A 13,797-nucleotide genomic window follows, 5' to 3' on the forward strand; every position below is an offset into this window, starting at 1 on the left:
CGTGACGCCCTCGCCACTGGCGCGTCGGGCGGACCGCGGCGCGGCCTCGACGCTGCTGATGCTGATGCTGGCCGCCGGCCTCGCGGGCTGTGCGACTCCGGCGACGCCGACGGCTCCCGCGACGGCGCTGCCGACGACCCCGGCGACGACCCCGGCGACCGCGACAGCCCCGCGCGAAGTCACGCCGATCGCACCGGAGGGCCCTTCAGGCTGGACCCCGAAGCGGGTCGTCCGCGCGCCGCACGACATGATCGCCGCCGCTCATCCGCTGGCGGTGCGCGCCGGCGCCGATGCGCTCGCTCGCGGAGGCAGTGCGGTGGACGCGGCGATCGTCGCCCAGATGGTGCTCAACGTGGTCGAACCTCAGTCATCCGGGATCGGCGGCGGCGGCTTCATGCTGCACCTGGACGGCCGGCGGGGCACGCTGGCCGCCTACGACGGGCGCGAAACCGCTCCCGCGACTGCGGACGCCAGCCTGTTCCTCGGCCCCGACGGCCGGCCGCTGCCCTACTTCGACCTGGTCGACAGCGGACTCTCGGTGGGTGCGCCCGGGCTGCTGCGCATGCTGGAGCTGGCCCATGCGCGCCACGGCCGCCTGCCCTGGCCCGCACTCTTCGAACCGGCAATCCGCATCGCCGAGGAGGGCTTCCAGGTGTCGCCGCGGCTGCATCTGTCGATCGCGCGCTCGGTGCGCCGCATCTGCGCGCGGCCAGCTGCCGCCGCCCTCCTGCTGGAGCCGGGCGGCTGCCGGCCGAAGGCGGCCGGCTCGATCATGCGCAATCCCGAACTCGCGCGCAGTTTCCGCGAAATCGCCGCCGGCGGCGCCGACGCCTTCTACCGGGGTCCGATCGCCCAGGCCGTCGCCGCGGCGGTCCACGCCCATCCGGAGCGGCCCGGACGGCTCACCGAGGCGGATCTCGCGGGTTACCGCGCCCTCGAGCGCGCGCCGATCTGCGGCGCCCATCGCGCACACCGCGTCTGCGGAATGCCGCCACCAAGCTCGGGCGGGATCGCGGTGCTGCAGACCCTAGGCATCCTTCAGCGCTTCGACCTCGCCGCCCATGCGCCCGGCAGCCTGGACGCGGTGCACCTGGTGTCGGAGGCCTATCGGCTCGCCTATGCGGATCGCGAGCGCCACGTCGCCGACGCGGACTTCGTCGCTGTGCCGGTGGCGGGCCTGCTGGATCCCGCTTACCTCGGCGCGCGCTCGGCGCTCGTGCGCCCCGAGGCCAGCATGGGCATCCCCGCCGCCGGCCGGCCGCAAGGCGATGCCGGCCACGGCGAAGAGCCGCCCCGCCAGCGGCCGCCATCGACGACGCACCTGTCGATCGTCGACCGGGAAGGCAATGCGGTCTCGATGACCAGCTCGATCGAGCATGCCTTCGGCAGCCTGGTGATGGCAGGCGGCTTCCTGCTGAACAACCAGCTGACCGACTTCGCCTTTGCCGCGGCCGACCCAGCCGGACGGCCGCTGGCCAACCGCATCCAGCCTGGCAAGCGCCCGCGCAGCGCAATGGCGCCGACCCTGGTGTTCGGCCCGGACAACCGGCTCGAGGCGGTGCTCGGGTCGCCGGGAGGCAGCGTCATCGTCCAGTACGTGACCAAGGCCCTGCTCGGCCTGATCGACTGGAAGCTGGACCCGCAGCAGGCAGTGGACCTGCCCAACTTCGGCGCCCAGGCGTCGGCCACCACGCTGCTCGAGCGCGGCACCTCGCTCGAAGCGCTCGCGCCCGGCCTGCGCGCCCGCGGGCATCGGGTGACCATCGTCGACCTCAACAGCGGGCTGCATGCGATCGCCCGCGACGGCGAGGGCTGGGCGGGCGGCGCGGATCCGCGTCGCGAGGGCACCGCCATGGGCAGTACGCGTCGCGAGGGCTCCGCAATGGGCAGTTGGCAGCGCGAGGGCGTCGCACACGGGGACGCACTGCGATGACACGGCCGACCGTGCTGCTGCTCGGCCCCACTGCCTCGGGCAAGAGCGCGATCGCGATGGCGCTGGCCGGCACGATTCCGCTCGAGATCGTCAGCGTCGACTCGGCGCTGGTCTACCGCGGCATGGACATCGGCACCGCAAAGCCCAGCGCCGAGGAGCGCAGCGCGGTTCCACACCATCTGATCGACCTGATCGAGCCGACCCGGAGTTACTCGGCAGCGCAGTTCGCGCAGGACGCCGGGCGGCTGATCGGCGAGATCCGCGGCCGCGGCCGGTTGCCGCTGCTCGCGGGCGGCACCATGCTCTACGCGAAGGCGCTCGTCGACGGCCTGCACGAGCTGCCTGCCGCGGACGCCACGCTGCGCGCCCGGCTCGACGTGGAGGCCGCGCGGCTCGGCTGGCCGGCGCTGCACGCCCGGCTCGCCCGGGTGGACCCGGCCTCGGCGGCGCGGATCGAGCCGATGGACGCACAGCGCATCCAGCGCGCGCTCGAGCTGTTCGAGCTCAGCGGCGAGCCGATGTCGGCCCTGCTGGCGCGCCAGACGCGCGCGGCTTCAGGCGAGCGCTTCCTGACGATCGCGCTCGAGCCCTCCGACCGCAGCGTGCTGCACGAGAGGATCGCGGCGCGCTTCCTGCGGATGCTCGACGAGGGCTTCCTCGACGAGGTGCGGCGGCTGCGCGCGCGCGGCGACCTGCATCCCGGCATGCCGTCGATGCGCTGCGTCGGCTACCGCCAGGCCTGGGAGCACCTGGACGGACTCTGCGACCGCGACACGATGATCGCCCGGGCGGTCGCCGCGACCCGGCAGCTCGCCAAGCGCCAGCTCACCTGGCTGCGCAGCATGCCGCAACGGCAGGTGGTGGACTGCCTGGCGCCGGACGCGCTGCAGCGCGTGCGAGCGCTGCTTCAGTCGAACGAGTAACGGTAGAGCAGATCGATCGCTGACTCGCTGCCGGTCTGCGCCCGCAGCGACAGCCGGCGGGTGATGTCGTACTGGATGCGCAGCAGGTTCCAGACGCCGTGCAGCCCCTGCTCGTAGGTCAGCAGCACGCGCGAGCTGAGCCGCTTGCCGAGCGCGAGCACGTTGCCCGATGCCCCCGCCGCCTGGGCGCTCGCGCCCGCCGCGCCGACCTGCCCCGGGATCGGCGGCAGCGCGGACCCGTAGCCGCCGCCGCCGAAACTCGAAGGCAGCAGCCCCTGGCCGCCGGTGCTGCCGCTGCGGATGGTCAGCATGTCGAGCCCGAGCGCGTTGGCGAGCCCCCCTGCGAGCGCGCCGTCGTTGCTGCCGAACAGGGTTGCCGCCGCCGCCTGCAGCGCAGCCCCCTGCCCGCCGGAACGGGCGTCGTCCAGCGGCACGCCCAGGACCAGCCAGGACAGCTTCTCGGCATCCGGCACCTCGGGGCGCGAGGTCAGGCGGACCTGCGGCGACAGCGCGGTGCCGGTCACCGCAACCCCCGCCTCGACCGCCTGCTCGCGGCGCAGCGCGATGATGTCCAGCTGGGGATTGTCGATCGGCCCGTTGAACACCACCAGCCCGCGCGTGATCTGCAGCTCCTGCCCGTAGGCGCGGTATCGGCCCTCGCGGATGCGCACCGTACCGTAGGCGCGCGGCGCATCCGGCAGCGCGCCGCGCAGGTTCAGGCTGCCAGCCAGGCGCGCATCGATCCCGCTGCCGTGCACCCGCAGGTTGTCGCCGAGATCCAGCGTGACGTCCGAGGCGATGCGCAGGCTGCTGCTGCGGACCGCCGCGGCAGCCTGCGCATCCGCGGCACGGGCGCGGGCGCCCACGATCACCACGTCGTCCGGAAGGGTCGGCGCGTCGCCGCCGGCGACCTCGATCCGGCCTTCATCGGCGCGCAGCTGCCCCTTGATCTCGAAGGCCCCGGCCTTGCTCGAGGCCTCGCCGCGCCCGGACACCACCACCCGCTGCCCCGGCCCGATCAGCACCGCGAAGCGCTCGGCCAGCAGGTCGAAGCGGCCTTCGAGATCCGCGACCCGGACCTCGCCCTTGAGTTCCACCGACCCCGCGCCGGGCGCCGGTCCGGAATACAGCTTCATCGAATCGAGGCGGAAGCGCTCGCCGTCGAAGCGGCCGGCAAGCGTGCCGTCGCGCAGCCGCCAGCCCATCGCATGCTGCTGGAGCCGCAGGCCGCTGCCCTCGATGTCGCCGACCAGCCTGGGCTGCTTCAGCGTGCCGATCACGCGCCCGGCGAAGCGGATCCGTCCGTCGACCGCCCATGCCGGCCCGATCAGCCGGTTCGCGACGACCAGCGTCGGCAGCTCCAGCTGCAGCGGGCCGGACAGCGCGCCGTCCTTCACGGCGAGGTCCGCGCTGCCCGAGCCCGCGGCGCCCGGCGCGCCCGCCAGCCTTGCGGCCAGCGTGCCGGCGACGTCGTCGATCGAACTGCCCGCGACGTCGGCGCGCAGGGTCAGCGACAGCAGGTCAAGGGTCTCGCGGGCACCCTCGACGCCCTGGGTCAGCCCGAAAGTTTCCGCGATGCGCCCCAGCTGCGAAAGGCTCGCGTCGGCAACCAGTTCGACGCGGCCGGCGCGCCAGGCGGCGCGGGCGACCCGCACCGCACCGAACCCGCCCTCCAGCGCCGCCACGCCGACGCGCACCCCGATGCCGCCGGCCTCCTGGGCGATCTCGACCGGAACCGGTGCGACCAGGCGCGCAGGCACCGTGCCGCTGACCGTGAGCTCGCCCAGCTGGCCGCTCCAGCGGCCATCCGCCGCCAGCCCGCCCGAGAACGCGGCAACCACCCCGGCGCGCTGTGCGTCGGCCGTGACGCGCAGCGCATGCCGGCGCACGCTGCCGTCCCCGTCGACGCGCAGCGCGCGGATCGCGTTGCCGCCTGCCAGCAGATCGCGCGCATCGATTCGCAGCGTCACCGGGGCCTCCTCGTACGATGCCGCCCCGGCAGGCAGCTGCACACCCAGCGTCACGCCGCGGACGCTGGCCACGGTGCCAAGCACGAGCGCGTCTCCCCGGGCGTCCAGGCTTATCCCGGGTGCGGCCAGCCGCCCGGAGAGCTCTCCTTCGACCGACAGCGCCCCGGCCAGGCCGGTGCCGCCGAGCAGCGGGTCGAGCTCCGCCAGCGCCGGCGCACGCAGGCGCAACGACAGCCGGTCGCCGGGCGCGCCCAGCGCCCCGCTCGCCTCCAGGCGGGTGCGGCCGAACGCAGCGTCGAGGCGTGCCAGCGTCAGCCTGAGAGGATCGAGGGACGCCATGCCAGGCCTGAATCCGTCGAGGCTGCCCTCCAGAGCGGCGCGCGCCGGCAGCCCGGCCAGCGTCCCGCGGGTGAGTTCCAGCCCGACCCGCAGCGCGGCGGCCTGCCCCACCGCATCCGGAACGGTGCCGCTGAGCGACCATCGACCATCGACCCTGCCGTCCAGGCGGGCCAGCCACGGCGGCACGTCGGCCGCCGCCTTGCTGCCGCCGACAGCGGCGAGCAGCGCCGGCAGCCGTGAAGGATCCAGCCGCTCGAAGCTGCCCTCGAGCTTGAGCGCGTACGGCGCCTTCAGCCCCGCGCTGCCCGACAGATCCACGACGGCGCCGCCGCCCGCCTTGCCGGCGGCGACGCGCGCGCGCTCCACCTCGAGCTGTTCGCCGGCCAGCCGGCCGCGCGCCTGCAGCGACATGCCGTCGCGCCGGGCGTCCGCGAGGTCGATTGTGAAGCGCTCGCCGTCGCTCCCGGCCCGGCCCGCCAGCGACGATGCCGGCAGCCCGGAAGACAGCGCTGCCAGATCCAGCCGAGAGACCTCCAGATCCATCGCCACCCAGGGCAGGGTCGCACCGGCCAGCGCCAGGCTGCGCGCCGGATCGACACGTAAACCGCCGGCCACTCGTCCGCCGCCCGGCAATTCCAGGTCCAGCCCGGAAACGGCAAGGCCGCCGGCGGCGTCCCAGCGCAGGTCGGCGGCAAGCCGGCGCACCGGCAACGCCGCCTCGTCCAGGGGCCCGGCGATCGCGTTCTCCAACGCCACTCGCCCAGCGAAGCCGCCCAGCGCAGCCGCGTCCTTCGACGTCCCGTCCTTCGCCATGCCGCCGCGCGAAATTCCGGCCGGCTCCAGGTTCGCCTTCCCCGTGATCCGGGTGCGCCGACCCTCGGTCAGCCCGAGCGCCGCCAGGTCCAGGCCCTCGGCCTCCAGCACGGCCGCCAGCAGCGGCTGGGCCGCGAAGGGGCTCAGGGTGAGCCGAGCGCTTGCCGAACCCGCAGCCGAACCCGCAGCCGAACCCGCAGCCGCATCCGTCGGCGCGATCCTGGCGTCCACCTGCAGTTCCGACAGGTCGCCGTCCAGCTTTGCCACCACGGGCAGTTCGCCGTCGGGCCGCAGCAGCCCGACGGCCAGCTCCAGCGAAGTCTCGTAGGGCGGCGTGTCGCGCAGCGTGCCGGACAGGCGCGCATGGCCCCAGTCGCTGTCCGCCTCGAGCCGGGCGATCTCGTAGCGGCCGCGGACATAGCGGGCCTCGAGTTCGACCCCGCGCAGCTCGATCGGCGCCCCCTGCGCCGGCTCGACGCGCAGCGTGTCGATCCGGAACGCGCGCAACCGCAGCGACAGCGGCAGCGAGAGGCTCGTCGGCGGCGACGGGGGCTCGGTGGACGGGACCAGCCGCACGGTGACCGCAGCCGCGCTCAGCGCGGAGAGGTCGATCTCGCCACGCAGCAGCGACCACGGCTGCCAGCCCGCGCGAACATCGCGCAGCTCCAGCTCCAGCGCGGGCTCCTCGAGGCTTCCGCGCCAGCGCAGCACGCCGATCTCCAGGCGCCCGAGCAGGCTGCCACGCACCTCGTCGGCCTCGAGCCGGCCGCCGGTCGCCGCCACTGCTCGATCGAAGGCCCAGCGCAGGGCCTGGGGGCGCGACGCGGTCCAGGCGAGCGCCGCCAGCGCCAGCAGCAGCGCCGCCAGCAGCCAGAGTGCGATTTTCGGTGCGGAGCGCATCTCAGAAGCTGTAGCCGACGGAGAAGTGGAAGCGCCAGCGCCGGTCGCGGTCGGCGTAGGCCGCGTCCAGGTTCACCGGACCGATCGGCGAGCGCCAACGCAGCCCGACGCCCGTGCCGCGCACCGCCTTCCAGTCGGACCACCGGTCGGCGGCGTTGCCGACGTCGACGAAACCCGCGCCGTACCAGTTGCCGGCGATCGGATGCTGGTACTCGAGACTGGCCAGCGCCAGCACCCGGCCGCCGACCACCGCCTCGCCCAGCGGCACGCCGAGGCCCTGGTAACGATAGCCGCGGAGCGACTGGGCGCCGCCCGCGCGGAACAGGTTCTCGCTGGGGATACCCTCGCGGCCCTGCGAGAACACCATGCCGGCCTCGAGCAGCCCGACCAGCGCCCCGCCCTCGAGCGTGCTGCCCTCCGGCATCGGCCAGAAGCGCATCGCGCGGCCATAGGCCCGCACAAAGCTCGCGTCGGAGCCCAGCCCCTTTGCTGCGCCCGAGAGCTGGGCGCTCACGGTGAAGCCGCTGCGCGGATCGAGCTTCGAGTCCAGCCTGCGCAGCGCCCAGGCATAGCCCAGCGTGAGCGCCTGACTGCGCGCGGTCTCGGACGTCCGCCCCATGCCAGGATCCACCGAGCTGCGTTCCGTCTGGTACTGCAGCGACAGGAAATACTCGATGTCGTCGCGGCGGCCGCCCCGCCCGAAGTACAGCGTGTTCTTGTCGGTGAGCTGGCCCGACACCTCGAAGCGCTCGCTGCGCACCCCGGTCTGCCAGCGATGCGCGGTGGCGTCCCAGGGTGTGCGTCCGTCGACGAACACCCGGCGGCGCACCTGCTCCAGCAGCGCCCCGGATTCCATGATCCAGCCGCGCCCGAGGACGTTGCGGTGCTCGTAGCCGAGCAGCCCGCGCGCGCCCTGGTCGGTGCTGTAGCCGACGCCGGTGGTGACGCGCTGCGCCGGACGCTCGCGCAACTCCGCCACGATCGGCACCGTCTTCAGCCCGGGGTCGGCCTCCACCGCGGCCAAGTCGGGCAGCACGCTGACCCCGCTGAAGTAGCCGTCGGAGCGCAGCCGCTCCTGGTACAGCAGCAGCCGGTCGAAGGAATAGGGATCGCCCTCGCGCCAGGGGCGCAGGTCCTCGACGATCGATCGCGGATAGCGCTCGAGACCGCGCACCGAGAGGCCGCCGAAGCCCAGCCGCGCACCGCTGTCGACGCTCACCCGCAGCTGGGCCGCGGTGGTCTCCGGGTTGACCTCGGCAAGGCTGTCGGCGATGCGCGCCCTCAGGTAGCCACGCTGCTGGAGCTGCTCGAGCAACTGCCGCTTGCCCAGCTGCCACTCGCCGACCCGGAAGAAGCTGCCCTCGCCCAGCGGCCAGGCCTCGTCGAGGAGTTCGGCGACGGGCGCCCCGGCCGCCTCGCCCTCGACCGCGAGCGTCATCCTGGACACCGTGGTGCGCGCACCGGCGTCGAGCTCGATGCGCACCTCGGGAAGTCCGTCGGGACCGTCGATCCGGGTGACCGTCGCCCGCGCGGAGAAGAACCCCGCCGCTCGTGCGATCGCCTCGACCTCCTCGCGCGCGCGCTCGACGAACAGCGCCATCTGGTCGGGCTCGAACTGGGGGTCGGTCCGCCAGCGGCCGAGCAGCGTCTGGCTGCGGATCGCGTCGACCAGCTCCGCGGGAGCGTCGATGGCGATCCGGTAGTTCTCGCGCTGGGCCTGCGCCGCCGCCGGCATCGCGCAGGCCAGCAGCAGGGCCGCGGCAATCGTCGCGAAACGCCGGTGACGGATGCCGCGCCGGCTCATCGCAACGCGCCCAGTCAGACCACGACGGTGGCCGCCCCGCCCGGCGTCCGTTCGACGATCTCGCCAATCCGCCACACCGTCTCGCCGGCGCCCTGCAACCGGGTCAGCGCCTCGTCGGCGTCGTCGGCTGCGACCACCACCGCCATCCCGATCCCGCAGTTGAAGACGCGGTGCATCTCCTCGTCCGCAATGCCACCGTTGCGCTGCAGCCACTCGAACAGCGGCGGCATCTGCCAGGCGTCGCGGTACAGCCTGGCCGCCACCGTCTCAGGCAGCACGCGGGGCACGTTCTCGACCAGCCCGCCGCCGGTGATGTGGGCCATGCCCTTGACCGGCAGGTGCTGCATCAGCTCGAGCAGCGGCTTGACGTAAATGCGGGTGGGCGCCATCACGGCGTCCGCGAAGGAACTGCCGTGGAAGTCGTCCTGCATCTGCGGCGCGTCGATGCGCCCCCAGGCGCGCTCGATGACCTTGCGCACCAGCGAGTAGCCGTTGGAGTGCGCGCCGTCGGACGCCAGGCCCAGCACGACGTCGCCCGACTCGATGCCGCGTCCGTCGATGATCTTCGACTTCTCGACCGCCCCCACCGCGAAGCCGGCCAGGTCGTACTCGCCGTCCGGGTACATGCCCGGCATCTCCGCGGTCTCGCCGCCGATCAGCGCGCACCCGGCCAGCTCGCAGCCGCGGGCGATGCCGCCGACCACGCGCGCCGCAGTGTCGACGTCCAGCCTGCCGCAGGCGAAGTAGTCGAGGAAGAACAGCGGCTCGGCTCCCTGCACCAGGATGTCATTGACGCTCATGCCGACGAGGTCGATGCCGATGCCGTCGTGGCGGTCGAGCGCGAACGCCAGCCGCAACTTCGTGCCCACGCCGTCGGTGCCGGCGACCAGCACCGGCTCCCGGTAGCGCTTGGGGATCTCGAACAGCGCGCCGAAGCCGCCGATGCCGCCGAGCACGCCCTCGCGCAGCGTGCGCCGGGCCAGTGGCTTGATGCGCTCGACCAGCGCGTCGCCGGCGTCGATGTCGACTCCGGCATCCTTGTAGGACAACGATGAACTCATGGGATACTCGCTGCGCCCCGCGCCCGCCGAAGGCGGACGTCGCAGGCCGATAGAATGATTCCGAATTGTAGTCGCTGGGAGGCCGGCGCCCCCGCTCCGGGCCCGCCCGACAGCGACCGCCCCGTCCGCCCCGCCCGACAGACACCCTGCGCCCGCCCTTGCCGTTCCGATGAATCTCACCCCTGCGCAACGCCAGGCCCTGCTCTGGGCCTCGGTCGCCGCCCTGCTGGTCTGGGCGCTGGCCGCGCTCGGGCCCGTGCTCACCCCGTTCGTGGCGGCGGCGGTGCTGTCCTATGCGCTGGAGCCCGGCGTACGCTGGCTCGCGGCGCACCGGGTGCCGCGGGTGCTCGCGGTGCTGGCGGTGATGCTGGTCGCGCTGGTGGCGATCGTGGCCATCCTGCTGATCCTGCTGCCGATCGTGCAGAACGAGATTGCGCAGGTCCGCGTGCGCTTCCCCGCGCTGGTCGACGCGATCACCCAGCAGCTGCTGCCCTGGCTCAATCGCACCTTCCGGCTGGAGCTGCGCCTGGACGCGAGCGCGATCCGGAACTGGGTCGCACAGCACCTGGCCGACAGCGGCCAGGACTTCGCCGCAATGCTGTTCGACTACGTCCGCTCCGGCTGGTCGGCGGCGATCCAGGTGATCGGCCTGGTGTTCCTGGTGCCGGTGGTGATGTTCTTCCTGCTGCTCGACTGGCCGGCGTTCACCGGGCGCGCGGCGGAACTGGTTCCTCCGCGCTGGCGCGCCAGCGCCTTCGATCTGCTCGACGAAATCGATGCGCTGCTGGGCCAGTACCTGCGCGGCCAGATGATGGTGATGATCGCCCTGTCCGCCTACTACTCGGTCGGGCTGCTGCTCGCCGGCTACGATCTGTGGCTGCCGATCGGCGTGCTCACCGGACTGCTGGTGGTGGTGCCCTACCTGGGCTTCGCACTCGGCGCGGTGTTCGCGCTGATCTCCGGCATGCTGCAACTGGGCGCGCTGCACGGCCTGGTGGCCACCCTGATCGTCTATGGCATCGGCCAGTGGGTAGAGAGCTTCGTGCTGACGCCGCGCCTGGTCGGCGAGCGCATCGGCCTGCACCCGGTGGCCGTGATTCTCGCGCTGCTGGCCTTCGGCGCGCTGTTCGGCTTCGTCGGCGTGCTGATCGCGCTGCCCCTGTCGGCGGTGGTGGCCGTCGGCCTCAAGCGGCTGCGCCGTGCCTGGCTCGGCAGCGATTTCTATCGGAACGGATGAGCCAGCTCGCCCTCGACCTGCTCGCGGTCGCCCCCCCCACCCTCGACAACTTCGTCGCAGGCAGCAACGGCGAGTGCCTCGCCTGCCTGCGCGCGCTCGCCGAAGGCGGCCGCGCCCAGCGCCTGGTCTATCTCTGGGGCCTGCCGGGCAGCGGCCGCAGCCACCTGCTGCGCGCCCTGGCCGGCAAGGGCGGCCGCCTGCTCGGCCCGCTCTCGCCGCTCGGCGACTTCGCCTTCTCCGACGACTGCCCGCTCTACCTGGCCGACGATGCCCACCGGCTGGACGAGAGGCGACAGAAGGCGCTGTTCCACCTGATCAACCAGGTGCGCGCCGCGCCCTCGGCCGCCCTGGTCGCGAGCGGCGACGCCCCGCCGCTGGGGCTGCCGCTGCGCGACGACCTGCGCACCCGGCTGGGCTGGGGGCTGGTGTTCGAACTGCACCTGCTCTCCGACGAGGAAAAGGCGGCGGCGCTGCGCACTGTGGCCGCCGAGCGCGGCGTCACCGTGTCCGCGGACGTCGTGCCCTGGCTGCTGACCCACACCTCGCGCGACATCCGGGTGCTCGCCGAACTCTTTCACGCGCTCGACCGGCATGCGCTTGCCCGCAAGCGTCCGATCACCCTGCCTCTGCTGCGCGACTGGCTGCAGACCGACGAAGGCCGCGGCTTCGGACGCCGACCCGCCAGCGGCCAGGACTGATAAAATCCCCGAGAAATCATGCGCTTGGCACTCTTCGACCTCGACAACACGCTGCTGCCCCTCGACAGCGACTATGAATGGGGCAGTTTTCTCGAGCGCATCGGCGCAGTGGATGCAGCTTCCCACCGGCTCGAGAATGACCGCTTCTACCGGGAATACGTTGCCGGCACCATGGACATCCGGGAGTTCTTGGAGTTCCAGCTCGCGCCGCTGGCAGCCAATTCCTGCGAGCGCCTCACCTCCTGGCACCGGCAGTTCATGGACGAGGTCATCCTGCCGGCAATCCGCCCGCAGGCCCGCGCCCTGATCGCCAGCCACGCTGATCGCGGCGACCTCTGCGCGATCATCACCGCCACCAACGAGTTCGTCACGGGCCCGATCGCCCGCGAACTCGGCATCGAGCATCTGATCGCCACCCGGGTCGAATGCCAGGACGGCCGCTACACCGGCCGCTACGTCGGCACCCCCACCTACCGCGAAGGCAAGGTCGCCCGTCTCGACGACTGGCTGCACGCGATGGGCCATGACTGGGAGAGCTTCCAGCGCTCCTGGTTCTACAGCGACTCCGCCAACGACATCCCGCTGCTATCGCGCGTCTCCGACCCGGTCGCCACCAATCCGGACCCCCGGCTCGAGGCCCATGCCCGCGCCCAGGGCTGGTCCGTCCTACGATTGTTCGAATGATCCGAAAATTCATCGACCGCCTGCTGGGGCGAAAATCCCCGGCGAGCACATCCGCCGCCGGCGTCGCCCCCGCGCCGGACCCGGTTTCCCGGCAGATGGCCAGCTACTCCGGCTCCGAGCAGGGCGTCCATCTGGCCGACGTCCCATCCTCCGCGATCCGCACCTGCGAAACGCTGCAGAAGGCGGGCTACAAGGCCTTCATCGTCGGCGGCGGCGTGCGCGACCTGCTGCTCGGGCTCAAGCCCAAGGACTTCGACGTGGCCACCGACGCCACGCCCGAGGAGGTGACCAGGCTGTTCCGCCGCTCCCGGCTGATCGGCCGCCGCTTCCAGATCGTCCACGTGATGCACGGCCGCGAAACCATCGAGGTCTCCACCTTCCGGGCGCTGCGCAACGACGCCGACACCGACGAGCACGGCCGGGTGCTGCGCGACAACGTCTGGGGCACGCAGGCCGAGGATGCCGCGCGCCGCGACTTCACCATCAACGCCCTCTACTACGACCCCGTCGCCGACCTGATCCTCGACTGGCACGATGGCGTCAAGGACATCCACCGGCGGGTGATCCGGATGATCGGCGACCCGGCGACCCGCTACCGCGAGGACCCGATCCGCATGCTGCGCACCGCGCGCTTTGCGGCCAAGACCGGCTTCGCGGTCGAGGAGGCCACCCGCGCGCCGATCCGCGAGCTTGCCCCGCTGATCCACAACATCCCGGCCGCACGCCTGTTCGACGAAATGCTCAAGCTGCTGCAGTCGGGGCACTCGCTGGAGAGCCTGCAGCAGCTGCGCAACGAGGGCCTGCACCACGGCCTGCTGCCGCTGCTCGACGTGATCCTCGAGCAGCCCGACGGCGAGCGCTTCATCCACGTGGCGCTGACCCGCACCGACGAGCGGGTGCTCGAGGGCAAGTCGGTGTCGCCCGGCTTCCTGTTCGCGACGCTGCTGTGGCAGCAGGTCCGAGTCCGGTGGAACGAGCGCGTATCCCGCGGGGAACCGTCGATCCCGGCGCTGCACGCGGCGATCGACACCGTGGTCGACGAGCAGAGCGAGAAGCTCGCGATCCAGAAGCGCATCATCGCCGACATGCGCGAGATCTGGGCGCTGCAGCCGCGCTTCGGCCGGCGCACCGGCGCCGCCCCCTTCCGGCTGCTCGAGCACCTGCGCTTTCGCGCCGGCTACGACTTCATGATCCTGCGCTGCGACGCGGGCGAGGCTGCGGCCGAGCTCGGCGCATGGTGGACCCGCTTCATCGACGCCGACGGCCCGACCCGGCAGCAGCTCCTGGAGCAGGCGCCGTCGGCCGGCCCCGCGCGCAAGCGCCGCCGGGGCCCCGCGCGGCAGACGCCCGGGGACGGCGGCAGCGGCTCCAGCGCACGCGGGCCCGACGCCGGCGCCCCGGCGCGCCCCCCGTCCGACGCCGCCTGATCCTGCGG

The 13,797-nt window shown here is 72.9% G+C and carries 9 protein-coding genes; 6 read left to right on the forward strand and 3 right to left on the reverse strand.

Annotation, left to right across the window (positions count from 1 at the left end):
• Nucleotides 1-58 precede the first annotated feature (58 nt).
• Nucleotides 59-1,933 (forward strand): gamma-glutamyltransferase, encoded by a 1,875-nt coding sequence (gene ggt, locus HNQ70_RS07240; RefSeq protein WP_183966699.1) that lies wholly within the window; start codon nucleotides 59-61, stop codon nucleotides 1,931-1,933.
• Complete coding sequence (miaA, locus tag HNQ70_RS07245) at nucleotides 1,930-2,856, forward strand: tRNA (adenosine(37)-N6)-dimethylallyltransferase MiaA (RefSeq protein WP_183965833.1); 927 nt, start codon at nucleotides 1,930-1,932, stop codon at nucleotides 2,854-2,856. The genes ggt and miaA overlap by 4 nt, the downstream gene beginning before the upstream one ends.
• Here the strand turns inward: miaA and HNQ70_RS07250 are convergent.
• Genes HNQ70_RS07250 through purM form a run of 3 tightly spaced genes read right to left on the reverse strand, consistent with a single transcriptional unit; the run spans nucleotide 2,841 to nucleotide 9,743 of the window.
• The gene (locus HNQ70_RS07250; RefSeq protein WP_183965842.1) at nucleotides 2,841-6,878 is read right to left on the reverse strand and encodes a translocation/assembly module TamB domain-containing protein; all 4,038 of its coding nucleotides are present in this window, start codon (nucleotides 6,876-6,878) and stop codon (nucleotides 2,841-2,843) included. The genes miaA and HNQ70_RS07250 overlap by 16 nt on opposite strands.
• A gap of 1 nt (nucleotide 6,879) precedes the next feature.
• On the reverse strand, nucleotides 6,880-8,682 hold the full coding sequence (locus HNQ70_RS07255; RefSeq protein WP_183965844.1) for an autotransporter assembly complex protein TamA: 1,803 nt from the start codon (nucleotides 8,680-8,682) through the stop codon (nucleotides 6,880-6,882).
• Nucleotides 8,683-8,696: 14 nt separating this feature from the next.
• Nucleotides 8,697-9,743, reverse strand: coding sequence for a phosphoribosylformylglycinamidine cyclo-ligase (gene purM / locus HNQ70_RS07260; protein ID WP_183965846.1), 1,047 nt, complete (start codon nucleotides 9,741-9,743; stop codon nucleotides 8,697-8,699).
• Between the two features lie 169 nt (nucleotides 9,744-9,912).
• Here purM and HNQ70_RS07265 point away from each other — a divergent pair, with 169 nt between their 5' ends.
• From HNQ70_RS07265 to pcnB, 4 genes are read left to right on the forward strand one after another with little or no spacing between them, the layout of a single operon-like run.
• Nucleotides 9,913-10,980, forward strand: coding sequence for an AI-2E family transporter (locus tag HNQ70_RS07265; RefSeq protein ID WP_183965848.1), 1,068 nt, complete (start codon nucleotides 9,913-9,915; stop codon nucleotides 10,978-10,980).
• On the forward strand, nucleotides 10,977-11,678 hold the full coding sequence (gene hda / locus HNQ70_RS07270; RefSeq protein WP_183965850.1) for a DnaA regulatory inactivator Hda: 702 nt from the start codon (nucleotides 10,977-10,979) through the stop codon (nucleotides 11,676-11,678). The genes HNQ70_RS07265 and hda overlap by 4 nt, the downstream gene beginning before the upstream one ends.
• Before the next feature lie 18 nt (nucleotides 11,679-11,696).
• Complete coding sequence (locus tag HNQ70_RS07275) at nucleotides 11,697-12,362, forward strand: histidinol-phosphatase (protein WP_183965852.1); 666 nt, start codon at nucleotides 11,697-11,699, stop codon at nucleotides 12,360-12,362.
• The gene (gene pcnB / locus HNQ70_RS07280) at nucleotides 12,359-13,789 is read left to right on the forward strand and encodes a polynucleotide adenylyltransferase PcnB (protein ID WP_183965854.1); all 1,431 of its coding nucleotides are present in this window, start codon (nucleotides 12,359-12,361) and stop codon (nucleotides 13,787-13,789) included. Before HNQ70_RS07275 ends, pcnB begins: the two co-directional genes overlap by 4 nt.
• The last annotated feature ends 8 nt before the right edge of the window (nucleotides 13,790-13,797 follow it).

This window comes from Quisquiliibacterium transsilvanicum, assembly GCF_014202215.1.
Classification (GTDB): domain Bacteria; phylum Pseudomonadota; class Gammaproteobacteria; order Burkholderiales; family Burkholderiaceae_E; genus Quisquiliibacterium; species Quisquiliibacterium transsilvanicum.